Here is a 24,163-nt window from a genome sequence, read left to right as displayed (position 1 = left end):
GCGTTAACATGAGATCGCCGCGTAGCGATGGCTGCGCGGCGATCCTGTCCTACGGTGCAAGTTTCGGGCGGAGGCGCCACACGGCGCCAGCCTACTCCCGAGCGTCGGAATCGCTAGCAAAAGGCATCTACTGCACGCGGACGCTAGGGCTCAGTCCGCTGCTTCTTCTCGAATTTAGACAACTCCTCGAGTTGCGATCGAACCTTCTCTAAGATGGCGCGTTGCTCAGATCGCGTACGCGACCGCAAATATGTGAGTGCCACCAATGTAAGTGGATGTACGTTGAGAGCCTCGGCAAGAGAATCAATTTTGTCCAGTGTCGGACTCTTTAACCCTCGCTCTAGGCTACTGACGTATGTCCGGCTGGAAACCACATCCAGCGCCTCTTGCGGAGCTTTCCGGAACCGCCGCACTGTACGCAACGCACCACCAAAGTTCTCTCTGAGCGTCATGGGAAGAGCTGAAGCAAATCCCATAATCTCGTCTTTATGAACACTATAGAGCTACAATCTATAGTGTTCATTACCTTGGAGAGAGTCGTGTTCTTAACGCAGGAAGCTTGGCGTCATCCCAATCCTTCATTACAAGCCCTGGTTGCACCCGCCCAAGCCTGGCAATGCGTTAGCGTTGACGAAATGCGCCCTAGCCTTCTGTTGGAGGTGAAGCACCTCGACCCCAGCGAACTGCCGAATTGGATTCTGTCCTCGTCAATGGAGGACGTGGTCGATATGCTTATTCATGCGCCAGAGCGAATCGGCGCCGTTCAAGCACTGGTGCCTAGCGGGCTGCACAAATCAGGAACCTGGCATTTGGAGCCAGTGGTCGGCATCGACGAATGGGTTCTGGGCAATCGCTCGGGACTTGAATGCCATACGGAATCGGGCGAGCGGTACGCATTTGTGCCGAGGCCAGCGAACTCGGAAACGCACCGTCAATGGAAACTTCCTGCTGCTGCGCTCTGCGATGGAATGACGACCTGAGCGGCAGTCCTGCCCGGCTGCCTAGCAACTTGTGCGACTGGACGTCAACCAGCTCGCGCCATTTAGTGCACGCGGCCGCGCCTGACTTGGCCGCCATTGTTCGGCAACGACACAGCAATGCATAGGAAATGTGAGGCCCAAACACATGCGAACGGTGAGCCAATTAGATCAGCTTCGAAACCACGTACCGATTGGCCAGGATCGCCTTGGCGCGTTTGTCGCGCTTGCCTCGATTCCACAACCATACATTCGCGAACTGATGCAGTTGATTCAGCGGGAGATGGTCCCCATCTTCCATCACGAATCGGCAGGTGACTGCATATATCCTTGGGATTGGTACGCGTGGCTGGAGAATGCACTCTTTTGCCCATTTTGAACGCGAAAGAAACTGCCACTGCTGATATGGCTAACACAAGCAAGCCGAGTGAAAAGCTGCGGGCAGACGTTGTTGCCCTGCAAAAACGAAGTGTCCAGGTTGGCTGGCCCTGGCAGAGATTTCGGACAACGCCAAGTCGCACAGGCCCGTTCGTAGTGCCTATAAGGGGAAACTTCGCGTATCGCTGACAGGGCTCTAAGCGATCATTGACTGCTGCAACCGGCGCAAACTTCGGAAAGTGCCCAGTCGCGCTGATGGCGCTAATGTTGGCACTCGACCATGCCGGTGCAGCACGCCCGGTTAGCCGCATACCCCGTGATCCCTTGCTTTGGGCGGAAGGCTAATTCTTGCCCTACAACTACTGCGTCCACGTCTCCGCACGCCGGTTAGGGCGCCACAAGCGGGTCGGCCGAGCCACTATCCGAACGCCATGCGCCACAGCCACCACGTGACGGCACCCTCCCCATCCTGAACGACGAGCTGGCCTCTCTACCCCTTCTGACGCGAACTGGAATCAAGTGTGAAGGTTCAGGCGCAATCCGCTGCAAGCTCAGTAATATTAGCCGCGGTGATTCCGAAAAGAGTACAGTTGATCGCATGCCGCGTCCGCACGGCAAACGGTCCGCATCACGCTTTGATGATGTCAGGACTCGAATGCACCAATCTGTGCGAACAATGACAAGTCGAATTTCTGTCATTTTTGTCGTTATCCGTGGCAAATAATCGGCAACAACAAATGGAGAAGGTCGGTACGGCCGCCTCCAGCAAGGCTTTGGGGCGATTGAAAGCCCCGCGTACCGACCTTAATGGCGCGACGTACCGACCTTAATGGCGCGACACAACACAAAATGCCCAAGACTTCTGCTCAAACAAAGTGCATTGATTATCCCAATACTCAGTCCAGCGGCGATACGGCTGTGTGCTAAGGCGAACGTTACCGCAGCCAGGACCTGCACCGCGGGTGTACTCCTAAATGAACGCCGCACGCTCGGTGGCAATTGGCCGGTCTCAAGTTCCACGAACTGTCCTATTGGTGTGACATGCCGCCCGCGTTCCGAATGACAAGACGCACCATTTTAGGCATCAATAGATGCTATAAGTCCTGCTTGTACTCGCGGAGGTTCCCATGCGTACGACTATTGCGCTTGACGACGAATTGTTAGCCAAGGCGCAAGCCTATACGGGCCTGTCGGAGAAAACGGCAATTGTGCGCGAAGCGCTAAAGGCCTTGATCCAGCGTGAAGCGGCCAAACGACTCGCGAACCTTGGCGGAAGCCAACCGGGCATCCAAGGGGCGGCGCGGCGCCGGCAGGACATCGAATGATTCCTGTCGACAGGTCGATGTGGATTGATCACATCAACACACACCCCGCAGAAGGGCAAAGCACCCCTGTGCAGGCGAGAGCGCGTAATGCGCGTCAGGGACGGGGCATCGATCCGAATTGGAGCAAGTCTGCTAGTCGAGAAGCGCCCCGTTCTCCTCCCGGCCTCCTCGTCCGGCACATCCTTCGCAGGGAGCCGCGTCAAGGAGGCGTCAGAGTAAGCTCCATTGCCCTTTTTAATCGGATCCTCGTTGCGCAGATCATGCCGATCGTCGTCGCGCGCCACATCGGAAGCCACATACGGACCGAACTAGAGTTTCAAGGGACTGGAGGAAATTCTTGTTATCGTCTGGACTGGTAGACCACAGCCGGACCGACGCACGCCCACTTGAGCAGGATTGACCCAATGAAATCAATGGCCCTTAGTGTAGTGCGAGCAGATTTTGAGAAGACGATAGTCTCAGTCTGCAAGAACAGCGAGCCACTCGTCATCAAGAGACGGCGTGGCGCACCTGTGGTGCTCATGTCGCTTCAGGCCTACGAGAGCATCCAGGAGACGCTGCACCTGTTGGGGACCGAGAAGAACGCGACCCGGTTGCGTGAGTCCATTACGGAGTTTCGTGCGAGCCAGCCCCGGCGCAAGGGCACCAGACAGTACCCGTAAGCCTCCCCGTTAGACCAGACAATGTCCGCCATTTTGGGAGGGCGGAGCTAGTCCGTTTTGGCCGAATAGCTATTTCGGAGGGCTGAAAATGCAAACGGTACGGGCCCAGCCCTCCTCCCTCTCGGGATGAAGCATAGGTAGCCGTACCAAATTTATTTTAGTTTCGTACCGGTACTATTTTCGCCCTACAAACATCTGCTGAACGGCCCCGCCCCTCGCCTCAGATGCTGAAATAGGTTCATCTCCTGAATCTGCATGAACAATCGCTGCACGCCCTGCAGTGCGGCCCACAGCCGGTCGCATTCGAGGATCGTCAGCGCGTGGTGCAGTTGCTTCATGCGCCCTCTGACGAGCGGGCCACCAACACTGACGACCTTGTTCGCAAACGGAAGGTACCAGTGTCGATCGACTACTTCAGCCCGTTGATCGCGCTCTGCCACGGGAGGCACGCACGGGACTGACCGGCGATCGCTGGGACACCACCTTTGCGCACACGCCAGGAATGCAAAACCACGGTGGGGCGGCAGATCAATCCACCCTACATGGATGTACCGCCACGGAAGCCCCTCGCCGGATATGCGCACGCGGGCCGTACGTCCTCGCCCTCCATGCCTAGGCCCTTCTAGCCAGCACCACGCACGCCCGCCGCTCCCAATTATGAGCACTAAGTCTGAGAATCTTTGCAAGGTACTTTGAGAATTTGGGCCTTACTCTGAGAATGGACATTGTCTGTTGTCTCGATGGCATAAGAGACTTGAATCTTGTTGATATGTGTGTAGAATCGGGAATTGCTAAGACAATAAGGCATGACGCGCCCCTGCGCGGTCGATCGCCTTCTGAACTTGATCCGTAGCCACGTCGGAGGACCGAACCTATGACAAAGTCCATGCCTGCACAGGGTAGTGGTTCGCATAAGGCAGCACCGGCGCGGCGAGTTTCCGCAAAATCGCGAAAGACGACCGAAGTGACCGCCAAAAAGACTACGCACGAACAGCTCGGCGCTGAAAGCACTGCGCCCGAGCACGAGGGTGAGGCCTCGGGCAAGCGCCATGTTGATGGTATTCGCCTGATCAACCAGATCAGGAAGACTCTGATTGACCGTGGGCTTCCGCAGCGGACGATCTCCGACATTCTCGGAGTCACCCCGGTGTACTGGAACTCGATCATGAGCGGTAACCGCTCTATCAAGTCGCTTGGTAAGGATCGGTTCGACAAGATTGCGGAGTGGCTCGGCATCCCAACCGTACAGGTACTCAATCAGGCCGACTATCTCTCGATCGAAGACTTCTATTCCAAGAAGGACCTGCACGAGCAACTGTGGCTGGCCATCGTAAAAATGGCTAACGACCCACAGTGGATGGCCTACGCGCCTACCCGCGAAGAATGGGATGAGCTCCCTCTGCGTGTCCAGATCGGATACGCAGCGCTGTATGAGCGCGACTATGGGCGTGTACTGACGGCGAAGGCTCAGATTGAAGTCCCTGATCTAGTCAGTTAAGCGGCCGGCGACCCCCAGCCCAAAAAAAAAGAGACGCCCCAGATCGAATCTGGGGCGTTTTCGTTACAGGACCAATTCCAACGTGTCATCCTGGGTCGAGGCCACGGGTTCACTGGCGCTCGGCAGGACTGCAGCAGGGGGTGGGCTCGAAGGTTGGGGTGCTTCTTCGAAGGCTGGTGCCGAGTCGCCGATGGCGAAATCGGGTTGAGAATGCATTGGCACGTTGGCGGCCGGAGGCTGAACACCAGGCGTGGCCGCCGGCGCAGCTGTTTCCACATCGAGCGGATCAAACCTTACCGAGTCTTCGGAGAGAATGTTTTCCGCCTTCATGCACCGGGACAGGAGCGATGACACCATCAGGAACTGCACGCCTTCAATGTTCTGCCCTTCCGGAACTGCGCCTAGGACCTTGTCGCATACTTCGGCCAGTCGACTGAACTTCGTCGATAGGACGCCCATCGCTTCCGCCTTGTTGCGAACACGGCGGATCAATCCCAGGACGCGGCTGCTGGTGCGCCCTGCGGCCGGCCCTTTCCAGGACTTTCGCACGTCTTCCGCAATCTCGAGCGCCGCCTGGCCAACCAAGCCTTTTACTTCAGCGTGGAGCGCGTCGTCCTCACCAAAGAAGCTGGTGGACTGGATGCCTGTAGCGGAAATGTCAAAGGAGAGCATGCGGTCCATATCGTCCTTCTTTGGCGCGTGCAGGCGAATGAGATCCGCTCGCGTCTTGCCATTGTTGGTCGAGCTCGCATTGACCGGTGCATTCGCCCACTCATCGACGATCCTTGGGAGGTTGGCCAGGAATTCGGCCTTCTCTTTCATGAATCGCGCCTTGATGTCCGTCATCTTGCTGGAGAGCCCAACGGCTTCGCTCAGCGGTACAAAGTAGCCGCGCACACGGTTGTGGATGCGGCGAGCGACGCCAACTTTCAGGATCTCCCGCTTCGCTTCCGAACGATACTTCGAAACCCACGAGAAGGAACCTCGCGGAAGCATCTTGCCGACCTCACGGATGAAGTCATCCGCCTCGACCGTTTTCTCCCCGGTGCTGCCTCCGATGATGAAGTCAAACAGAACGACATCTTTCAGAATCGCCATCTGGCTGCTAGCCACCGTCGTTACTTGGTTCATGTGTATCTCCTGAAGTTAGACAAAACAGGCCCCTTGCACAGGCCTGGCTCTTCGATATGCCGGACAGGGGGAAGTAACTGACGGTCGCAACTAGCGAGGGTTGGTCGACGATGTTCGCTGCGGGTGGTGGGAGGACGTGTCTGGCCAGGCTAATCGCGTTCTAGAGCCGTGTAACGCATTCCCGGACATCAGTAATTCTTCACATTACAAAGGAGAAACCATGGACGAATGCACTCGCACAGCAACGCAGCAGATGGCCGGCATGGGTGGCCCCTACCCTGCCCTTGACTTGAATGGTCGCCAATACGGTGCGTTGCAAGCCGAGCCCGTCGCGGGCCAGGCCGGTTTCTATCAAACGAATCCGAACGGGCTCCTGTTGTTTGGGATCGATCGCGAGCCTTTCGCGTTTGTCGTAACGGATGAGAGGCAAGGCCAGTTCATCGTTTCCTGTTTCAAGCATGGGAGCGAGATCCGGTTCATGTTCAGTACAACGAGTGCGGACGAGCAGCGCTTGGGCATTGCGGGGATGAGTATGGCCAGCGAGGCGGAACTTGTCCGTTCTCTGGTCAATCAGCTTACTTGGGACTCCGAAAAGGGGCGAGCTGAGTTTGCCGCGAAAGCTGCGAAGTACGCCTGATCAACCCTCCCTCAAGCCCCTCCTGGTTCGCCAGCGAGGGGTTGTCCTTTTGCCTGCCCTCCGATCTTGTGTACGCGGCGGCGGAGGGCTGCTGCTGTATGCATCCTGCGTACTGGCTACCGAAAGATTATCGACGGCTGTTCACCATCTCTCACCCGCAAAGAGAAACCTAGGTGTGTGCGGCCGAAAGCTTCACAACCCGTCGCTAGGTGTTTAATGCGTAACCGTCTCGCGGGAAGACATTTGTATCAACAAGGAAGGCTCCATCATGGCGAAAAACCGTGCTGTACTGGGCTTTCTCGCTGACTTGCTGAAGAACCTGTCTTTCGCAACGTTCGGTCTGTTTGGCTTTGGTGCCGCAGAAAAGATGGTCAAGGGGGCAGCCCTTACCTCTTCCGACGTTGTGTTAGCTCTGTTCGGAACCGTCTTGTTCGTCAGCTTCAATGCGGTAGCGTTGTGGCTGTTGAAGGACGACGAGTAGTAATGTAGTCAGCGTACTCTTGGGGAATAGGAAATGAGTGCTGCGCAGATACTACTGGCAGGCCTGATCACAGGCCTCGCCCTGTTGACATGCTATGTCGGAATTACTGTTAAGCGAAAATCGCGCGAGGGACAATCTCGTGTGGTCCAGTAACGGAGGCCAATATCAATAACTTGTCCTCCCCAAAGAGAAGCGCCCAACCACCCCCCTCATGTGACATTGTTCACCTGAGGGGGTTTTTCTTTTCCGCTCGATCGGAGTGTCCCAAAAGAAAAACACCCCCAGCAAAGCCGAGGGTGTCTTAGGGTTGATTTGGAGCTACTCGCCGATGATGTTCTCCCATGCATCGAGGACTGCCTTGCGTTCTGCGCCCGTACCGAAGTCGAGCAGCGTCATGCTAAGCCCTTCCTTGAATGCGGTGGTGCTGTCCAGTCCCGTTGCCATAAGCAGGCGGTGGGTCAGACCCCAGTTCAAGAGGTTGCGAGTGGTGATGGTGAACTCGAGCGGTTCCCCATTTGCACCTGCATCTTCATTGAGCCCAACAAACCGGCTACGCAAGCTACTGGCCAACTTCGCCATTGCCGTTGCCGCCGTCTCCGGCATGCCGACCTGGTCCTGAAGAAGTGCAATCTCTTCCTCGACCGACAGGTAAGTGGCATTGACAACGAAGAATCGGTCAAGGCTGGCGATGTTCTGTCGCTTGACACCTTTGTAGAGCGACGCGGAGCCGCCGTTGCCGCCGGCCGAACCTCGTCCGTTCGTGTTGCCAGTGGCCACAATCAGACAACCAGTTGCGATCTTTACTCGTTCCCCCGTTTCCGGAACCAGTATGTCGTCGCCGTCCAGGACTCCGTTCATGCTCATTGCAACCGAGGGCGGAAGCTGGTCGAACTCGTCAAGCAGAAGAATCGAGTTCGGCGTGCGCGCCCAGCGGAGAACCGGTCCATCCACGAACACCATTTCAGGAGTCGCCGAGAGAGCGGACGCCTGTTGAGGTGCTGCAGACGCTTCGGCTTCTACTTTCTGCGGTTCCGCATTCTGCGGCACTTTGCAGAGCTTGTACGTGCCAAAGAGCTGGGTTGCCTCGGAGTCTTCACTGCACTGGTAGCGAAACATGGATCGTCCCGTCCGAGCACAAACCTGCGAGATCAGTGCCGTTTTGCCACATCCCGTCGGTCCGTAGATCAACAGGTTGCGCTTCATCGTCGCCTTGGTGAAGTTGTTGGGGAGGGCTCCCGACGCCATCCAGACGAGGATTCGGCGGAGGGTATCGGGTTGGAAGGCAAAACCTTCAATGACGTCTGGTGTGTCGTCGTTGGCTGCGAAGACACGGATGGTGGTCGTCGACTGCGAGCCGTGAGCGCGGAAAGCGGCACCATCAACACCGAAGACTGCGTCGATCGACTTTCTTTCAATTGCTGCTGCTTCCATCGTGTTTCTCCTGAGAGGTGGGTTTGACGGCCCCTTGCAAAGGCCTGGCGCTCAGATATGAGTCACAGGGGACTGGAAGTCAGAAGATAGGACGTGTCGACTGCGCCTCGCTGTGTGGGCAGCCGCCTTCGTGGCGCGGGGCTAAGAAAAAGCCCCAGGACGGAAGTCACTGGGGCTGTGGGGGTTAGCAAATTGCAGCTTCGAGAGAACTGAAGACAGCAGTTGCAAGCTCACGAACGTTGTTTGCCACACCGTAGGTAGCGGAGAGACCGTGGAATTTATGCACGTGCTCCGCGCCGATCAGGACAAATCGCACCTCAACACCGAACAGCGCAGCCTCGCGCAGCGCGGCCTCAAGGATGTCTCGATCGCCCGGATCACCATCGGTGACCACGGTCAGTACCTTTCGCGCTTCGCTACGCCCAATGAACTTCCTGAGCGCCCATACGACTGCGAGATGCGTGTTGGTGCTACCAGTAGCTTCAGTACGGAGCCTCTGAAGCGTAGACGACCAGTCATCCTCAAAGCCTTTCCACTCGCGAACCGATTCGTTATAGGTCGCCAAGCCGAAGGGAATGTCAGCGCCGTCAAGCACCTCCCCTGCTGCAACAATGACACGGCCAGCAGCGTCCTTGCGATCGACCTTGTGGGCCTGGATCGGATCTTGAGCCGATGGCTTGTGCGCCGCAGCGTGGAGATGCGGGGCTCGCTCCGAGTCAAAGGGTTCATCCATTGAGCCGGATTCATCGGCGAGAAGATAGACACAAGTGTCCAGCTCGTCGTGCCGGGTCTTGTGACGGAAGACTTGGGTATCACCCAGCGGCACTCGCCACACCCGATTTGAACGAAGCTTACCGCTTGAGGAACTCCGACGCGTGGCAGTGGCGAAGGCCTGAAGAAGGTCCTGCAACCGCAGGGACAATGCGGAAGCTGTAGTCCTGGCAGCAGAACGCAAACGTGAGCGGTTCTCCAATGAGCCACCATTGGCCGGGGCGCTGAACTCGTTCAACTCTGACGTATGACTGCTACCTCCGCCGCTTTGGGCTTCCTGGATCGCTTCGTTGGCCTCGCATAGTACTTCTTCGAGCCCCCTGCCATAGGTGCCCATTTCATCGGGGCCTGCTCCGAGAACGGCATTGACAGCCTCGGCCAGCTCATTGTTAGACGGTTCATAGCCTCCCGGCTCGGAACCATTCCCTGAGTCATTTCGGGCAGATGTTTGCTCGGCGGGATCGCCGGCATCTTGGTCGTCCTGCGGCGAGTTGGATTGTTGTTCCCCACATTGAGAGTCAGGCTTGTTATCAGCGGCAAGCTTCAGCAGGTCGAGGATGCGGATGCTTGCTTGAATCGCACCTTGAGTATCGCGCGCTGTCGCGCCTTGCAACGCAACGGCTTTGACCTGGCCGGTCAGCTTCGTGCCGAAATGCTTGATGGCACGGGCCCGGAAGGCCGTGGCGAATTGACGAAGGCACTCCTGGTCGAGGAGCTCCGAGCGCAATTCAGTTACAAGCCAACCGGCCAGGACCGCGGCGGGTGTGTCGCTATCGTCTTGAGGCCCCTGGAAGATCTTGCGATCGACGAGAAGCTCAATTCCCTTGCGTATCACCTTCTTTGACCCGGGAAATTTCATGGCGCCAAGTATCTCACCGCGGGGGTCTTCCAGGATGTTGGTAAGCTGACCCGCGAGATTGCTGGGCGGAACTACGGTGAAGTCCGTGTGGTGGCCGTGGCAGACGATCTCGTGAGAGATCAGTGCTCGCAGTAGGGTCGCATCTTCTTCGGAACCGACCGCCGCCATTTGCGAGAGCCGCAGTACCAGACCTCCCGGGTTTGCCGGATCAGGGCCAATCGAAGCGGTGGGGATGTTCGCCCACTCGAGCCGGACCGATTTTCCGTTCTGCTTGGCCTCTGCCAGCAGCAAATGAGCGTACAGATGCAGATGGCGCATTGATACGCGCGGCTGTTTTTGATCCATGTCGATCTCCTGAGTTGAGTTGAATGTCCGCTAGGTGCGGCCGTTCCTTGCTCAAGGAGATGAAGGACAGGGAGACAGAAGACTCGCATTCCGCTGGGGAGTGCGCGACGACGATGAAACGGAGGGGTGGAAACAGGGCACGATCGGCACTTGTGGCAGCATCAATGTCGAGCCGGCTTACAAGCCCGTGTACCCAAGGTCGCGAAGCAAGTCCGTAACGGCGTTCACGATGGTATCTCGCGCCTGTTTCGGGTCGGAAATCGAGACCGTCGGGGCAGGAACGATCCCCCGTTCGCAGTAAGCCTCAATGATCTCCCGCAAGTGCGCAGACGGTGTGATGTCGGGCCTCTCAACTGCCATTTGTCCGACAATTACCTGGAATCGCTCGAAAGTGGTGGGACTGACGCGGGTCGACAAAGCGTGATCCGCGCCCTCGCGCTCTGCATAGTCGATGTTCTCGGCGTCGGCGAGGTACGGCTGCAGGATGGGTTCCAGCAGGGCCTTGACATCAGGCGCATCCGCATACTGAAAGGACTGGGTTTTGAGCGACCGTGCGAGGAATGTGCGAAGGCTGGGGGTCGACTCTATCTCGCTGAGCCCCCTAAGTTTCTCAATGACATCGTTCGCGTACTTCAGGGCCGTCGGCTGGCTGATCCGGAAGTCCTTTGCTACCACGCGAGAAATGTCACCAGAGATGATCCGATGATAGATCGCCACCTTGACCGGTAGCGGTGTTGCCTTAGCCAATCAATCCCTCTCACATAGGCTACTCAGTAACCAAGCCTAGATTCCTTGCGCCGCTTTCAATTTCCTTTCGGTCCAAGGTCACGCCCCAGAAAAGAAGCCGGGAGCTCCCAGTCTGCGCGCCCCCATCGCTGTCAACATCACCGAAGCCACGGAGATCGGCATCTCGTTCCGCAAGAGCAAATCCGTCATTGCACTCGACCAGTTGCCGCAATCGGTCCATGGCAGCGGCGTCTGGTTCCTCCGGGAGATACAGGAAGAAGTACCCTTCGCCGCCTTTGCGCGCCAGGCGGCCACGTAGTTGGTGAAGCGGTGACAACCCAAACCGATCAGGATTCACTACAACCACAACACGAAGCGATGGTAGCGTGACCCCGACCTCGATGACCGTTGAACTAACAAGTACGTCGATGGCGCCGGCCTTCATTTTAGCAATAACTTCTGTCTTGTCGCTGTCAGTTAAGCCGCCGTGTACCATACCGACCCGATCGCCCCACTTTGCGCGGAATCGGACATACGCTGCCTCCACTGAGTTCCTTTCGCCGTCACCCCTGTCTTCTGCCATCGGGTAGATGATCGCGGCCTGTCCGCCTTGGCGAATTTGATGGTGGACGAAATCGAACAGTCTAGCCCCATCCTTACGATGGACAATCCGGGTCACTATCTTCTTCTTGAAGGGCGACTCGCGGAGGATCGATACCGCGGTGCCGCCGAACTTGATCAGCGCCATGGTACGAGGTATCGCAGTCGCAGTTGCCTCTAGCAGATTCGTGTGGTCGGCCAACAGGCTGTTCTTCTGGCCGACCGAGAACCGCTGCTGCTCATCAGCAACTACCAGGTCAAAGATGAGGGAGGCGCCCTTTGCCGCGGTGATGACCGCGGTGGTTCCAACGATGATGCCCTCCTCCAGTTTCGAGCCAGACACGAGCGAGCAGACGGGGATGCCGGGGAAGAATTCCCGCAGCTCGCTGGCTAGCTGGTGAACGAGGATCTGGCTCGGGGCAATGATGGCTACTTGGGCACCCTCCTGATATGCAGCCACTGCGGGCACCATGTAGGTGACCGATTTGCCGGTGCCGACATCGCCGGAGAGTAATCGGCGCATCGGAAATGGCGAGCGCAGATCCGAGACGATGTCATCGATACCCTTGTGCTGCCCGGGTGTCAGCTCGTACGGAAGCCTGCCAATCAGATCTGCAACCTTGCCCCGGTCGAGGGCGATCGACGAACCTGAAACAGGTTTCTGGGATTGATTGCGGATCGCCTTATTCAGAACAGCGCGCAAGGCCAACCGGTGCGCGGCCTGGACGGCGGCAATACCTTCCCGCACTGACGCCGGCGCGTGCAGATCTCTGAGCAGGTCTGCCGGATCGTGGTAGCCGGCAGCAGCCCGGAAATCCGTTTCACGCATGCCAGCCTGCTCCAGCAGCAAACAGGAGGCCTCATTCAGGCGTGGAAGTGCTTCATGCACCGCTTTTGCAAGAGCTTCCCCCTTCACCTGCCCCGGCTTGCCCATGTACATGGGGATGATCTTTCCGCGATCGCCCTCCGGAACAATGTGCGGATTCAACAACTCGCGGCTGCCTCGCCAGCCCGTTTTCAACTCACCGTACAGGTGTAGCTCGTCGCCAGGCAGAAATGCTTTCCACGGCCAGACCGCCCCGATAACAACAATGGATACGCCGTCGCCACGACCATCTACCCCCCGAACTGCCAGCCTAGTGGCGTCTTTCCACCGCGTCGTTTGTTGCTGTGCGGCATCAAGCAAGCACACCTCTGTGAGTGTTAGCACGAGGTAGTGGTTGTGTCCCGTATCAGGGATCGGCAAGACGTAAAGAGGCTCAAGGTAGTCGCGGTACTCGCGCGGTGCCGAAAGCAAACACTCAGGGAGCGATCGGAAGCCAAGACGCGACAACCGTCCAAGTTTCTCGGTGGTCATGGCCTTATGGATAATCTGCAACATAGAGACTCAACACGTACACATACTAGCATGGCTGAGGTTTAGAGGTTCCACAAAGAAAATGCCCCGTGACTTCGTCACGGGGCATGGCAGTTGCTGTGCGTGTTCTCATGCGTGCGCGAGATGAATGCTCCCGTTCGGCAGGAATTCGCTAAGTGGGCGTCGCTTCGTACGGCGATGGTTAATTTCGTCAAGTCGTTGCGATTTGATGGCGTTGTAGTAGATGTGCTCATCTTTGGCCGTGCGCAAATTGACCAAAAGCTCCCAACGGATGATCCGCAGGTTGTTGTCGAAATGCCACTCGATCGGAACCTTGTCGTCGAGCAGTCCCGCAGCCTGTTGCTTCAATACCAACGACATAACCGCTGCGCCGTCGGGAGAAGCAACGGGGAACTCGAACGAGTTGCTCCAAACACGGCGATCGGCTGGGTCGAGGATGCGGCCCAGTAGCGGTTTCCCCCAATCGCGCGGATGTGAAAAACGGTTGGCCCAGTGTCCCGCACCCACCCATTCTCCGGTCTTCATACTGCACTCCTCTGATGTTGATGGAATGCCAGGCTTTGAAGGATGTCCTGACGTACCGATATGCGGCACGCGAGCATCTAAGGCGCGGGTGGCGGCTGGCAGGCGGCCGTACGTACGAAAATAAGCCTGCTCCAGAAAAATGCCCGGATTGCTCCGGGCCTGAAAGGGTGTTTAGTGATTGGTCACGGGGATGGTCGGGTTGGTCGTGATGTCCTTCATCTTCTCGCTCATTCTTTTCTGGATATCGTCGATGTTCGGCAGCTCAGTTGCGGCCATGATGTCTCCGACAAACTCACTCATGTCGATTGCAGAGAAGTCGATCTGCTGGAACTCGGCGGTGGTGAACCCTTCGCAGTTCGGACTCTCTGGAGTCCCCCACCCCTTGCCGATCTGGGGTTTGCCTTGCTCATTGATGATCTTTGCCAGTTTGGAGTTGTAGCAGCAATACGCCTCCTTGGTCTCAAGGCACACCCCCATGACCTTATTCGAGCAGTACGAGCCTACCAAGTGGCAGAGGTGCGCACCACGGTGCATGCCCAATTGCATCTCGTCCTGCTCGCACGACATGAGCTCCATGACGATCTGGATAGCAATTGCAGCGGCAAACGAGTACGGGTCGAAGGCGAAGCCATTTCCAAGACCATAGATAGTCTGACCAAACATGCCTGTGGTCGTCTCACCGGCGGCGAGGGCCGTTCCCCCGACCGTGTAGGAGACCCCATACATTCCAAAGGAAGCACCAAAGTTCGATGCCATCTCGATACCGTCGTAGCCGAGCGCACTCATGCCAGCCTGTATCCATTCGCTACTCTTGTACATGTAGTCGAACGCGTACTTTGCGCCGAACTTAACGGCACCTCCCGCGGCCTGCATCATGATCGTGTTATTGGACTTGGCCCCGGGGTCGGTCTTGCAGCAGTTCTTCAATCCACCGAAGCCCTTCCGGCACGATTCGGCCACTCCCTTGAAGAAGTTGTTCGACTCCGCACCATAGACACCGGCTTCTCGGGCGGCCTCCTTTCCGGCTACCACGCGTGCGAAGTCGTCATCCCCAGGGTATCCGGTGTCCCAACAGGTCCCGTCATAGCACGAGGTACGTCCACTGCAATCCTCGCCTGTCGTTGTCTGGCCTTCCTTGGTCACACACTTGTATGTGATTTGCTTCATCACGCATCCGACAGGATCAGTGCTTTCGATGCACACTTCGTCAAGCTTCTTGCATCCCTTGTCGATGTACTCCTGGCAGTCGTTCTTGGGAGTGGGGTCAATACAGGCGTAGTCGTCTTGCCATCTCCAGCACGACTTGTAGACCGGCAGCCCATTGATGACTCGGGTTTCCGCCGGCTCCACGCACTTGTGCGATGCGAGAGTACAGAGTGGGTTCGTGGAATACGGGTCGCACTGTTTTGTGTCCAGCGCGTCTTTAGTAATCGTGTATGTCTTGTCCAGAACAACCGTGTTCGGCGGAGGCGGCATCGACGGGTCGTCGCACCGATAGGTTCGCTGCTCAGTCAGACATGTACCGTCCCAAGCAGCGGCGATGCACTTGGTTGACGTTTGCCAGCATCCAGCTAGGTTGTAGAAGGGAGCGCAATAGTCAATCGACTCCGGCTTCTTGCACTCGAACGTATCCCGATAGCGCCAGCAGTCGCGGTACACATCGGTACCGCCGATGTTGCGAACGCCGCCGCCTTCAACGCAGACTTCGCCCACCCGTCGACATTCCGCAGCCTCGAGCGGGGCAGCTACGAATAAGAAACCAATAAGCCCCAGAATGACGGATAGCACCCGTCTTCCCCAAGGAGTATTCCAAGCGTTGTTCATAGTAGGTTCCCAAGCCTGAAGAACTGGCGGGGCTGTGCCCGCGTAGATTTCTGAGTCGCCGCGAGGCTCATCGGAGTTGGCCCCGCAATCTCTCTGGTGTTTCTTGCGGAACCGCAGACCAATCGACAGTCTCTGCGGGGGGCGAGCCGTCAGTGCAGAGATTCAGTTCATATGAGAACTCGAGTGGAGCTGCGCCACCGTCTTTGAGCGGGACGTGCTCCTGCCGCATGTTCACGCTCAAGCGGGCGCACTCGCCCTTGTAGCGTTTCACTACTTTCGCCGACATCAATACGGGGGCTGTTGAATGGCTCTTCGCTTGCCAGTTTTCAGCAACGGGACCATTTAGGATTTCAGAGGCTTGCCCGCTCCTGATCGCTGCAAACAGAACATCCTTCGGGGCCGCAGCCAGAGCGTGCGTACAAACCAGTGAGAGGAGAGCTGCGACACCGGCTGAGATAGCTGCACGACCAGCCAGCGTATGACATGCAATCTTTATGTTCATTTGCGATACACTGAAGGTAAGCGTAAATGTTATGTATTCTGATGCGTCGCCATTGCATTTGCAAGGGCCCGTGTCGGTCGGGCGGCGAGGAAATGTCGGTTTTCACCGTGAAAACGGCTGGGCGACGAAATGTGCATTAAACGACTCAAAATGGCGGATAAGTTATGTCAATGACACATGAGGATTTGACCGCCCTCGTTTATCTGGTGCCAGCGACAGTGGGAGCTTTGGTGATGAAGGCCGGATCGGGCCGCTTGGCCGTGTTCTCGTTTTGTGTGCTGCCGGGAACGCTGATCCATGAGCTGCTTCACCTCCTGGTGGGGGCCATGACAGGGGCAAAGCCGGTCTCCATGAGCCTCTTCCCGACGCGGCAGCCGGATGGTCGGATCGCGCTGGGATCAGTCACGTTCGAGAATTTGCGGTGGTTCAATGCCGCCCCTACATGTCTCGCGCCGCTGCTGGGACTGCCTGTCGTTTGGCTGATTGCGAAGGCGCGTGTTGCTGAAGCGTGGAGCTTCGAGCAGTGGGATTTACTCATCTGGGCCGGTCTGTCAGCGCAACTGCTCTCGTGCTGGCCCTCTTCGACCGATCTCGTGCAGTCCCTTCGATCCTGGCCGTTGTATCTGGCCGGCGTCAGTCTGGCGATGATGCACTACCTATGAGCATGTGTTCGGGTGCTGCTCATATCCCACAGTCGAGACATCAAGGAATCCCTATGGACACCATCGAAGGCCGCCGGTGCGGCAACTGTAAGGCGGCGGTTCGTGCAAACGTCAGAGGTATGGAAGGAATGCTCTGGTGCCAGCCCGGCCACGCAGCCGCGCAATCCGGCGTCAGCTGCGTTGAGTCGGTCTTTATCAATCCTCAGAGGCCTGGCTGCGAGAAGCATGCGTTACGGGATGACCCCATCCCAGAGGCAAGCACGTCGGAAGAATCGGCCCCAACGGGCGCCGCGGATGAAGGGCGCGATGTCGAGGCTAGACCGAGTGAGGAGCCGGTCATGGCCTCGCGAGAGGCCCCACATGGCAAGGAAGGATCTTTCCCATCGGGGTACTTCCTTTGAATGCTGCCAGCAGCTTGATTCGCCAGTGCTTGTGAAACGCAGCCCTCCCCAAATCGCGGGAGGGCTTTTTTTATTTGTGGCTGAGTTCCATCCCCTAATTGCAAGGACGGGGCGGACGATCCGCCGCCGAATTTTTTGTCAATCCACTTTGGAGCAATCATCATGAACGCAAATGAAAAGATGTTCGGTATCCTGCCGGCCCAGGAAATTGCGGGTGAGATCCTCTTGGAGAAGTACGCCAAGGGTGGCGAGAAGACAGTCGCGGATGTCCGGCGCCGTGTTGCTAAGGCGCTGGCCAGTATGGAGCGCGCTGAGGACCGAGCCGATTACGAAGTCAAGTTCCTTGACGCGCTCGAATCGGGTTTCGTTCCGGCCGGCCGCATCAACTCTGCAGCCGGAACGGATATCCAGGCGACGCTCATCAACTGCTTTGTGCAACCGGTTGGCGACTCGGTATCCGAGGCCAAAGATGGAAAGCCCGGGATTTACACCGCCGTAGCAGAAGCGGCTGAAACGATGCGGCGCGGTGGGGGCGTGGGCTATGCATTTGGCGACATCCGACCGAACGGTGCGTTGGTGCGAGGCACGTTCTCCCGAGCGTCTGGCCCGGTCTCCTTTATGAAGGTCTTCGATTCGTCGTGTGCGACGGTCGAGTCTGCCGGTGCTCGCCGCGGAGCTCAGATGGGTGTGCTGCGTTGCGACCACCCAGATATCGAGCAATTCATCCACGCGAAGGACAAGGGCGAACTGACCAATTTCAACATTTCGATCGGGGTCACTGACGCATTTATGCGTGCCGTCGAAGTCGGCGAGGAAATCGAACTTTGGCACAATGCAGAGCCCCATCCGGAAGTGCTGACGGCGGAATCGTACCGTCGGGATGACGGGACGTGGGTGTATCGAAAAGTGAGCGCGCGGGAGCTGTGGGACCAGGTCATGAAGTCGACCTATGACCACGCCGAGCCTGGGGTTCTCTTCCTTGACCGGATGAACTCTGACAACAACCTCTACTACTGCGAGCAGATCGAGGCAACGAATCCTTGCGCGGAGCAGCCCTTGCCGTCTTACGGTTGCTGCTGCCTGGGCTCGGTCAACCTTACGAAGTTCGTGCGGAACGCCTTCGGGCCCGAAGCACACTTCGACTTCGAAGGCTTCAGGGCTCTCGTGGCCACGGGAATCCGAATGCTGGATCTCGTACTTGACGCCACGTTCTGGCCGCTTCCGAAACAGCGGGACGAAGCCATGTCGAAGCGACGCATCGGCCTTGGGTTCTTGGGCCTGGGAAGTGCACTCGTGATGCTGGGAGTTCGATACGACTCCGATGCGGGACGCGAGCTGGCTGCGTCAATCTCGGAGTCGATGCGCGACGCCGCTTACGCAGCTTCGGTAGCGCTCGCTGTCGAAAAGGGTTCGTTCCCGCTCCTCGACAAAGAGAAGTACCTCGAGAGCGGCTTCGCAAAGCGCCTGCCCCAGGATATTCGAGATCTGATCCAGGAGCACGGCATTCGCAACTCGCACTTGCTGTCGATTGCACCCACGGGGACTATCACCCTCGCGTTTGCTGATAACGCCTCGAATGGCATCGAACCTGCATTCTCCTGGACGTACAACCGCAAGAAGCGTATGCCGGACAACAGCTATCAGACGTTTGAAGTAGCTGATCATGCGTACCGCCTCTATCGGCATCTCGGTGGGGATGTTGTGAACCTGCCAGAATGCTTCGTGACGGCGCTGGAAATGCCTGCGATCGACCATATGCGAATGCTGGAAGCGGTCCAGCCGTACATCGACACCAGCATCAGCAAGACGGTCAACGTACCTGAAGACTACCCTTACGCGGATTTCCAGAATCTGTACCTGGATGCGTGGAAGGCGGGTTTGAAAGGACTGGCGACCTATCGGCCTAACTCCGTGCTCGGTGCCGTGCTGTCGGTGGAGGCTCCTGCATCGCCGAGTCCAAGCCCGACGCCCACGCCCATCGCGGACGATCCGTTGCGCATGCCCTTCGACAGCCGGCCCACCGGCGAACTGGAGGGTGTCACTTCAAAGGTTGAGTATTTTACCTATGAGGGGGCGAACACCGTATATCTCACGGTGAACTTCATGCGCGTCAAAGGCATCGTTGATGGTCAGGAGGCGGAGATCGAACGACCGGTGGAATTCTTCATGCCGGCGGGCCAGCGGAATGACGGCCAACAATGGATCTCTGCCAACATGCGGATGCTCTCGATGGTGGCACGATCCGGTGGTTCGGTAGCGAAGGCAGTCGCAAACCTCCGGGAAGTCATCTGGGACAAGGGTGCGGTGCGCTATGGGCATTTGACGCGGGCTGATGGATCGAAGGTGCCGCTGCACCACGATTCGGAGGTCGCAGCGATCGGATACGCCCTGCAGTCCATTCTGAAGAAGCGGGGGTTCCTTGCCGAGGACGGTAGTCAGGTACCGGCAGCGGAGCTCGCCAGACGCCTGTCGAAAGCCGACGCAGCCCTTGCTTTCGACGAAGTCACTTCTGACAGCAGCACCGTAGTGAGCCTGGGTCAATCGATCGGGGCAGGACTCGGGAAGAAGTGCCCGGAATGTGGCGCTCACGAACTCCATCGCGTCGATGGATGCAGCAAATGCCAAGCGTGTGGTCACATCGGTAGTTGTGGCTGATGCACTGCCAGCCGTGAGGCTCGCGTTTAAAACTAAAGGCCCTGGATCGTTCAGATCGCAGGGCCTTTTTTCTTGAGCGTGACGGCTCTAGTTTGTTTGCAAAAGTGTCTTTTGATAGCTGATACGCTTGTCTGCGCCATGCGTAGCCAACCAGTTGTTTGCAAAGCCTAGCGCCTGCCGTTGTTCCGTTTCATCCAGGCCGAATGAGGAGGAAGAAACAAGGCTGCCTCCCGTCTGCCGCCGATTCAGGGCGCCATAGATCATCCACCAGGCCGCGGACATCATCTTGCTCTGCCCTACCCCCTTCCCGTCGCGGTACATGAGCGACAGGATTGCCGGCGCATTCGGTTCGGATGCATTCGCGGCCTTTTGTATCCACGAGGCGGCGGACTGGTACTGGCCACGCTGGTACAGAATCCTACCGAGCAGGTAGAAGGCCTTGACGTTGCCCCGGTTCGCCCCTTCATTCGCCCACTTGTACGCTTCGTCCTCGTTCTTGTTCTTCAGGTAGTAGATGGCGAGCTGAACACTCGCCTGTTCGACGCCGGCCTTCATCGCAGAGCCCTTGAAGAGCTCCATGGCCTTCGCCTCGTCTTTTCTTACACCCCTTCCGTAGTACGTCAGCACCCCGAGGTTGTACTTGGCCAGCGGGACGCTTTCCGCGGACCGTTGGAAGTATGCGGCTGCGGCCTTGGAATCCTGCTTCACACCCTGCCCATTGTCGAGCATGAACCCCGCGAGGTTCTGTGCGCGGGCGTTGCCATTCTTGGCTAATGCAAATATCTCAGGCACCGCCTCGCGATTACCAGCTTGCCAGCTGGCATAGAGACGCATCACTTCACTCGTCTCTTTCGCCGTAGCGAGGAGATCGTCGAGCTTCGCGGTGATGTCAATGGAGGCAGTGTCACTCGGAAGGGATGACGGCTTGGCGCCGCCTGCCACGCGCGGAGTGGCTTCCTCCTGCCCCGGCTTACCGGTGGGAATGTCCGAAGCATGTGCCGCGGTGGCGAATGCGCCCCACATAGCGGCAGTTAGCGCGCAAAGCACGAGATTTCGCATTGGGATACTATTGGCGTATTGATACGTGTATTGTATGATCCGGGCCATGAAAAAGCTACTGACCTTCGTCATCCTGGCCTCCGTGAGCCTGCAAAGCTGGGGCTATTGCTTCAAGGAGGCGGCTAAGCGGTACTCCGTCGATGAGTCATTGCTGCGCGCTATTGCAAAGACGGAGAACGCCTCGTTTGACCCCAATCTGGTTCGAACAAGCAAGGAGGGTTGGGAGTTCATGGGCCTCATGATGGTCAGCTCGATCTGGCTGCCAGAACTGAAGAAGTTCGGGATCGATCGGGAAAGGCTGCTTGAGCCATGCGTGAACGTGAACGTAGGCGCCTGGGTGCTCGCTGACGGGATGCACAAGTACGGCAGGACCTGGAAGGCAGTTGGCGCGTACAACACGGGCAAGTACTCCAAGGACGACGATGCCCAGATCCGCTACATCAATAAGGTGTGGAAGAACTTGCAGGGAATAAATCGATGAAGCAGATGTTTGGCGGCGCTTTTGCTGCAATGGTCGTTGGGTGGGTGGTTTACTCAGCAATCGCCCCGGAGCCGTGCGAGCGCGTCTACCGCTCGGCCGGGCCGGTGCGGATCGGATTCGATGCGGTGCGCTGGGGCGGGCAGAACTTTCTGAGCCAGGATAGCCGGCTGCGTTTGATCAGTTGGAGCATCACGGCGGACAACACAACCCAGAGATTCCTTGGTCGGCTGTTCTACGGCCCGACACTCGACTGCGGGAAGTAATCACAATGAGAGAACCAGACTTATTCTTCAATACCGGGACGCATGATCGTGCGGCGGCGGAATACTTGAACGACATGTTCTCCAGGGCCGCGGTAAGACGTGCCGCCGACATTCACATGTTGTACGAAGCAGAGGGCACCACAATTCAATATGGCATCTCTGGTTCGCTGCATTGGGTCGACCACATTGATCACAACTTCGCTAAGCAACTCGACGAGAAGCTCCGGGCCCGTGCCAACATTGCCGCCTCGGATCGTCATAAGCCACTGGATGGGCGTCTAAGACTCAAATTTCCTGACCGGGCGGTTGACGTTCGGGTGTCGATCCTGCCGACACTGACCGGGCAAAAGATCGTTTGTCGCCTGATGGACAATACTGCCTCCGTTGCGAGTCTCGACGAGATTGAGATGACGCCGATGGCACGGTCTTGCTTAGAGGACATCCTGCAAGAGCCGAATGGCCTTTTTCTCGTCTGTGGCCCCACGGGGTCGGGGAAGAGCACAACTCTGTATGCCGCGCTTCAGCATCTCAACAATGGGAAGCGGAACATCCTGACGCTCGAGCAGCCCGTCGAGAAGGTCCTCCCTGGGCTCACACAGGTCAACATCAATCAGCACATCTCGTTTGCCGAGGGGTTGCGTGCAGCACTCCGCCAAGCGCCGCATGTCATTCTGGTTGGTGAGATCCGCGACGTCGAGACCGCGATGATTGCCATCCAGGCAGCAAACACCGGGCACCTGGTGGTTGCTACCGTTCACGCGAATAACTCGGCGATGGCGATCACACGTCTACTCGATATGGGTGTGGACGTTCAGACGCTGGCCGATGCTCTCCGCGGTGTCCTCTCCCAACGGCTCGTGGAAATTCTGCGGCCAGATCCGGAGAGAGGGACCCGGGCTCCGACCGAAGCCGAAGTGGACTGGATGGAGGTTGCCGGTATCCATCACGCCGGTCTCAAATTCCCCGCAGGCGTACAGGAGACCGACTATGAGGGCCGGATGCCGGTTATGGAGTTGATTCGGGCCGATGCTGCGGTGCGAGCGGCAATGCTCGCGATGAGCGGGGAGATGGCGGTTTTCAATGCAGCCATGCGCCAATCGCAGTTCGAAACCATGGCGCAAGCCGTGACGCGCATGGCCGCAGCCGGTTTGACCTCCATCGAGAAGGCCATGCAGCTTGATCGGGCCGAAGCGTTGGCGCCTGAGACGAAGCGCGTCGGTCAAGTTCTCGTGGAGCTCGGACACATCACGCCTGAGGAGGCGTATGCAGCGGCCGTACGGCAGATCGAGCTCCGTAAGGGTGGCAAGGTTCGGCGGCTCGGACAGATCCTCGTCGAAGAAGGGATCTGTACCGCACGGGAGGTGATCCGGGCAGTTGGTTACACCCAGGGCGCTCCGGAATTGGTCCGGTACTTCATCACCACCGGCAAGGTGTCGGCAGATCTGGCGAAAGAGATGGAGACGCGATGGCGCCAAGAGCGGACCAGTTGCTCACTCTTTGACCTATATATTGAACACAAGCACCTTACAGAGGAAGATTTCAATGAACCGTCGCTCCTTTTCTTCAATGGCCGTCGCGTTGTTCGGCCTGCCGCTGACGACGCTGGCACAGGAGTCGTCACAGGGGTCGTCGGCACCGCAGCTGCCCTATAGGGAAGTCCCGCGGGAAGCGGAGGACAGTAAGAAGGTCCTGATCTTCATCTCTCTGACTTGCCCTGTTTGCGCCGCGTACCACGAGCAGATTGCGAAGTGGGCACTGTCGCTACCTAAGGGCTGGAGTGCGGAGTTTGTGCCGGTTGTCGAGGCACATCGTGACACCGTCATCGCTGCGAGGGCCTTCTATGCGGCCAAGGCTTTGAATGCCACGTACCTTCCTGCGTTCTTGAGCTACGCCTACTCCGCTATTCAGGACCGCGGTATGCCGGTGAGTGACGGCAAGACTTGGAGCTTCATTGCCTCGTCATCCCATTTGCAGGGGTTTGATGCTGCATGGAAGAACGTGAACCCCGCTACAGTCCAGGCCGCATTCAACAAGCTCATCCGGTACCGGATCGATGCGACGCCGTCTATTGCGATCGGTGGTCGCTATGTCATCACGCCCGACAGCACGAACGGCGACCAGGAGCTCTTCTTCAAGCTTGCAAATGGCATGGTCTCGAAGGCCATGACCGGCTGAACACTGGCCTTGGCGAGCGGCGCCGATGGTAGCTGCTCGCCAGCCCAGATCCTGATGCTTCAACTTCCCATGATTTGATTGCTGGGCCTGAACAGTCTCAATAGGCACCACCCCCGCCAATACGGTTTGCGATCTCTCTCCTGAGATCATCCGGCGCTACATGAACCGGCACCAGGCGCTCCTCGACCAAGAACCCTGTCAGTTGATCGGCAAATGTCTCGGCGGCCCATTCACTTCCCTCTGCAATGCGTTTCTGCCGCGCAATCAAGGCGGCCTGGATCGCGAGCACGCCGCGATCGGAGAGGCCAATCCGCTTGATCTTCACTAGGCCCTTTATCTCGTCGTCCATACCCGCCAATCCAAGATCCATCTGACTATCGGTTGCTCAAAGAAAAGCCCCGGATTTCGGGGCTGTTT

The 24,163-nt window shown here is 57.7% G+C and carries 23 protein-coding genes; 12 read left to right on the top strand and 11 right to left on the bottom strand.

All coding sequences use genetic code 11. From position 1 onward, the window contains the following. Positions 1-143: 143 nt before the first annotated feature. Positions 144-452 carry a helix-turn-helix domain-containing protein gene (locus FFS21_RS05445; RefSeq protein ID WP_104669951.1) on the bottom strand — a complete coding sequence of 103 codons (309 nt, stop codon included), beginning with the start codon at positions 450-452 and terminating at the stop codon, positions 144-146. An 87-nt stretch (positions 453-539) separates the two neighbouring features. Here FFS21_RS05445 and FFS21_RS05440 point away from each other — a divergent pair, with 87 nt between their 5' ends. The 3 genes from FFS21_RS05440 (at position 540) to FFS21_RS32830 (ending at position 3,342) form a co-directional block, all read left to right on the top strand. After that, positions 540-980, top strand: coding sequence for a hypothetical protein (locus tag FFS21_RS05440; RefSeq protein WP_128646586.1), 441 nt, complete (start codon positions 540-542; stop codon positions 978-980). Positions 981-2,482: 1,502 nt separating this feature from the next. Next, complete coding sequence (locus tag FFS21_RS05435) at positions 2,483-2,680, top strand: type II toxin-antitoxin system VapB family antitoxin (RefSeq protein ID WP_011229380.1); 198 nt, start codon at positions 2,483-2,485, stop codon at positions 2,678-2,680. A gap of 404 nt (positions 2,681-3,084) precedes the next feature. Next, the gene (locus tag FFS21_RS32830; RefSeq protein ID WP_011229379.1) at positions 3,085-3,342 is read left to right on the top strand and encodes a type II toxin-antitoxin system Phd/YefM family antitoxin; all 258 of its coding nucleotides are present in this window, start codon (positions 3,085-3,087) and stop codon (positions 3,340-3,342) included. Between the two features lie 185 nt (positions 3,343-3,527). Here FFS21_RS32830 and FFS21_RS31935 read toward each other — a convergent pair whose 3' ends face one another. Continuing rightward, on the bottom strand, positions 3,528-3,680 hold the full coding sequence (locus FFS21_RS31935) for a hypothetical protein (protein WP_011229378.1): 153 nt from the start codon (positions 3,678-3,680) through the stop codon (positions 3,528-3,530). A gap of 536 nt (positions 3,681-4,216) precedes the next feature. On the opposite strand from FFS21_RS31935, the gene FFS21_RS05425 reads away from it, so the two are divergent. After that, complete coding sequence (locus tag FFS21_RS05425) at positions 4,217-4,840, top strand: helix-turn-helix domain-containing protein (protein WP_104670296.1); 624 nt, start codon at positions 4,217-4,219, stop codon at positions 4,838-4,840. A gap of 63 nt (positions 4,841-4,903) precedes the next feature. Here FFS21_RS05425 and FFS21_RS05420 read toward each other — a convergent pair whose 3' ends face one another. Further along, positions 4,904-5,971, bottom strand: a complete 1,068-nt coding sequence (locus FFS21_RS05420) for a DUF3150 domain-containing protein (protein ID WP_104670295.1) — start codon at positions 5,969-5,971, stop codon at positions 4,904-4,906. 220 nt (positions 5,972-6,191) lie between these two features. Between FFS21_RS05420 and FFS21_RS05415 the strand changes: the two genes are divergently transcribed. Both FFS21_RS05415 and FFS21_RS05410 read left to right on the top strand, forming a co-directional pair. Continuing rightward, the gene (locus FFS21_RS05415) at positions 6,192-6,608 is read left to right on the top strand and encodes a hypothetical protein (protein ID WP_104670294.1); all 417 of its coding nucleotides are present in this window, start codon (positions 6,192-6,194) and stop codon (positions 6,606-6,608) included. A gap of 268 nt (positions 6,609-6,876) precedes the next feature. Further along, positions 6,877-7,089: a hypothetical protein gene (locus tag FFS21_RS05410; RefSeq protein ID WP_104670293.1), complete on the top strand. Its 213-nt coding sequence runs from the start codon at positions 6,877-6,879 to the stop codon at positions 7,087-7,089. 318 nt (positions 7,090-7,407) lie between these two features. On the opposite strand, the gene FFS21_RS05405 is transcribed toward FFS21_RS05410, so the two are convergent. The 6 genes from FFS21_RS05405 to FFS21_RS05380 all read right to left on the bottom strand — a co-directional run bounded on the left by FFS21_RS05405 (position 7,408) and on the right by FFS21_RS05380 (position 15,548). After that, entirely contained in the window at positions 7,408-8,520 is a 1,113-nt protein-coding gene (locus FFS21_RS05405; protein ID WP_104670292.1) for an AAA family ATPase, read from the bottom strand. 184 nt (positions 8,521-8,704) lie between these two features. Next, positions 8,705-10,495: a VWA domain-containing protein gene (locus FFS21_RS05400; RefSeq protein WP_104670291.1), complete on the bottom strand. Its 1,791-nt coding sequence runs from the start codon at positions 10,493-10,495 to the stop codon at positions 8,705-8,707. Between the two features lie 177 nt (positions 10,496-10,672). Further along, on the bottom strand, positions 10,673-11,242 hold the full coding sequence (locus FFS21_RS05395; protein ID WP_137923877.1) for a hypothetical protein: 570 nt from the start codon (positions 11,240-11,242) through the stop codon (positions 10,673-10,675). A gap of 19 nt (positions 11,243-11,261) precedes the next feature. Beyond that, positions 11,262-13,202: a helicase-related protein gene (locus FFS21_RS05390; RefSeq protein ID WP_249359165.1), complete on the bottom strand. Its 1,941-nt coding sequence runs from the start codon at positions 13,200-13,202 to the stop codon at positions 11,262-11,264. 105 nt (positions 13,203-13,307) lie between these two features. Then, positions 13,308-13,724, bottom strand: coding sequence for a hypothetical protein (locus FFS21_RS05385; protein WP_017515279.1), 417 nt, complete (start codon positions 13,722-13,724; stop codon positions 13,308-13,310). Positions 13,725-13,895: 171 nt separating this feature from the next. Then, positions 13,896-15,548, bottom strand: coding sequence for a conjugal transfer protein TraN (locus tag FFS21_RS05380; protein ID WP_137923876.1), 1,653 nt, complete (start codon positions 15,546-15,548; stop codon positions 13,896-13,898). A gap of 666 nt (positions 15,549-16,214) precedes the next feature. Here FFS21_RS05380 and FFS21_RS05375 point away from each other — a divergent pair. Both FFS21_RS05375 and FFS21_RS05370 read left to right on the top strand, forming a co-directional pair. Then, positions 16,215-16,712 carry a hypothetical protein gene (locus FFS21_RS05375; RefSeq protein ID WP_249359162.1) on the top strand — a complete coding sequence of 166 codons (498 nt, stop codon included), beginning with the start codon at positions 16,215-16,217 and terminating at the stop codon, positions 16,710-16,712. Between the two features lie 563 nt (positions 16,713-17,275). Continuing rightward, the gene (locus FFS21_RS05370; protein ID WP_137923875.1) at positions 17,276-19,768 is read left to right on the top strand and encodes an adenosylcobalamin-dependent ribonucleoside-diphosphate reductase; all 2,493 of its coding nucleotides are present in this window, start codon (positions 17,276-17,278) and stop codon (positions 19,766-19,768) included. A gap of 87 nt (positions 19,769-19,855) precedes the next feature. Here the strand turns inward: FFS21_RS05370 and FFS21_RS05365 are convergent, their stop codons facing one another. Then, positions 19,856-20,899, bottom strand: coding sequence for a tetratricopeptide repeat protein (locus tag FFS21_RS05365; protein ID WP_249359159.1), 1,044 nt, complete (start codon positions 20,897-20,899; stop codon positions 19,856-19,858). Here FFS21_RS05365 and FFS21_RS05360 point away from each other — a divergent pair. The 4 genes from FFS21_RS05360 (at position 20,874) to FFS21_RS05345 (ending at position 23,746) form a co-directional block, all read left to right on the top strand. Further along, on the top strand, positions 20,874-21,308 hold the full coding sequence (locus FFS21_RS05360) for a lytic transglycosylase domain-containing protein (RefSeq protein ID WP_137923874.1): 435 nt from the start codon (positions 20,874-20,876) through the stop codon (positions 21,306-21,308). The two genes, FFS21_RS05365 and FFS21_RS05360, sit on opposite strands and share 26 nt — an antisense overlap. Further along, entirely contained in the window at positions 21,305-21,571 is a 267-nt protein-coding gene (locus tag FFS21_RS05355) for a hypothetical protein (RefSeq protein ID WP_137923873.1), read from the top strand. The genes FFS21_RS05360 and FFS21_RS05355 overlap by 4 nt, the downstream gene beginning before the upstream one ends. Before the next feature lie 65 nt (positions 21,572-21,636). Then, complete coding sequence (locus FFS21_RS05350) at positions 21,637-23,223, top strand: GspE/PulE family protein (RefSeq protein WP_502705152.1); 1,587 nt, start codon at positions 21,637-21,639, stop codon at positions 23,221-23,223. Beyond that, positions 23,114-23,746 (top strand): thioredoxin domain-containing protein, encoded by a 633-nt coding sequence (locus tag FFS21_RS05345; RefSeq protein ID WP_225934843.1) that lies wholly within the window; start codon positions 23,114-23,116, stop codon positions 23,744-23,746. Before FFS21_RS05350 ends, FFS21_RS05345 begins: the two co-directional genes overlap by 110 nt. Positions 23,747-23,843: 97 nt before the next feature. Here the strand turns inward: FFS21_RS05345 and FFS21_RS05340 are convergent, their stop codons facing one another. Then, the gene (locus FFS21_RS05340) at positions 23,844-24,116 is read right to left on the bottom strand and encodes a hypothetical protein (RefSeq protein ID WP_137923871.1); all 273 of its coding nucleotides are present in this window, start codon (positions 24,114-24,116) and stop codon (positions 23,844-23,846) included. Between the last annotated feature and the right edge of the window lie 47 nt (positions 24,117-24,163).

Origin of the sequence: Cupriavidus sp. 2SB (assembly GCF_005503625.1) — a bacterium.
Taxonomy (GTDB): Bacteria; Pseudomonadota; Gammaproteobacteria; order Burkholderiales; family Burkholderiaceae; genus Cupriavidus.
The sequence above is the reverse complement of the archived record's forward strand: the minus strand, read 5'-3'. Positions and strand labels throughout refer to the sequence as shown.

Excerpts from the sequence above, each read along its gene's own strand:
- FFS21_RS05345 (WP_225934843.1), top strand. The coding sequence starts at position 23,114 with ATGAACCGTCGCTCCTTTTCTTCAATGGCCGTCGCGTTGTTCGGCCTG.
- FFS21_RS05410 (WP_104670293.1), top strand. The coding sequence starts at position 6,877 with ATGGCGAAAAACCGTGCTGTACTGGGCTTTCTCGCTGACTTGCTGAAG.
- FFS21_RS05405 (WP_104670292.1), bottom strand. The coding sequence starts at position 8,520 with ATGGAAGCAGCAGCAATTGAAAGAAAGTCGATCGACGCAGTCTTCGGT.
- FFS21_RS05415 (WP_104670294.1), top strand. The coding sequence starts at position 6,192 with ATGGACGAATGCACTCGCACAGCAACGCAGCAGATGGCCGGCATGGGT.
- FFS21_RS05360 (WP_137923874.1), top strand. The coding sequence starts at position 20,874 with ATGAAAAAGCTACTGACCTTCGTCATCCTGGCCTCCGTGAGCCTGCAA.
- FFS21_RS05390 (WP_249359165.1), bottom strand. The coding sequence starts at position 13,202 with ATGTTGCAGATTATCCATAAGGCCATGACCACCGAGAAACTTGGACGG.
- FFS21_RS05375 (WP_249359162.1), top strand. The coding sequence starts at position 16,215 with ATGTCAATGACACATGAGGATTTGACCGCCCTCGTTTATCTGGTGCCA.
- FFS21_RS05385 (WP_017515279.1), bottom strand. The coding sequence starts at position 13,724 with ATGAAGACCGGAGAATGGGTGGGTGCGGGACACTGGGCCAACCGTTTT.
- FFS21_RS05380 (WP_137923876.1), bottom strand. The coding sequence starts at position 15,548 with ATGAACAACGCTTGGAATACTCCTTGGGGAAGACGGGTGCTATCCGTC.
- FFS21_RS05365 (WP_249359159.1), bottom strand. The coding sequence starts at position 20,899 with ATGACGAAGGTCAGTAGCTTTTTCATGGCCCGGATCATACAATACACG.
- FFS21_RS32830 (WP_011229379.1), top strand. The coding sequence starts at position 3,085 with ATGAAATCAATGGCCCTTAGTGTAGTGCGAGCAGATTTTGAGAAGACG.
- FFS21_RS05425 (WP_104670296.1), top strand. The coding sequence starts at position 4,217 with ATGACAAAGTCCATGCCTGCACAGGGTAGTGGTTCGCATAAGGCAGCA.
- FFS21_RS05370 (WP_137923875.1), top strand. The coding sequence starts at position 17,276 with ATGAACGCAAATGAAAAGATGTTCGGTATCCTGCCGGCCCAGGAAATT.
- FFS21_RS05445 (WP_104669951.1), bottom strand. The coding sequence starts at position 452 with ATGACGCTCAGAGAGAACTTTGGTGGTGCGTTGCGTACAGTGCGGCGG.
- FFS21_RS05340 (WP_137923871.1), bottom strand. The coding sequence starts at position 24,116 with ATGGATCTTGGATTGGCGGGTATGGACGACGAGATAAAGGGCCTAGTG.
- FFS21_RS05420 (WP_104670295.1), bottom strand. The coding sequence starts at position 5,971 with ATGAACCAAGTAACGACGGTGGCTAGCAGCCAGATGGCGATTCTGAAA.
- FFS21_RS05400 (WP_104670291.1), bottom strand. The coding sequence starts at position 10,495 with ATGGATCAAAAACAGCCGCGCGTATCAATGCGCCATCTGCATCTGTAC.
- FFS21_RS05435 (WP_011229380.1), top strand. The coding sequence starts at position 2,483 with ATGCGTACGACTATTGCGCTTGACGACGAATTGTTAGCCAAGGCGCAA.
- FFS21_RS31935 (WP_011229378.1), bottom strand. The coding sequence starts at position 3,680 with ATGAAGCAACTGCACCACGCGCTGACGATCCTCGAATGCGACCGGCTG.
- FFS21_RS05355 (WP_137923873.1), top strand. The coding sequence starts at position 21,305 with ATGAAGCAGATGTTTGGCGGCGCTTTTGCTGCAATGGTCGTTGGGTGG.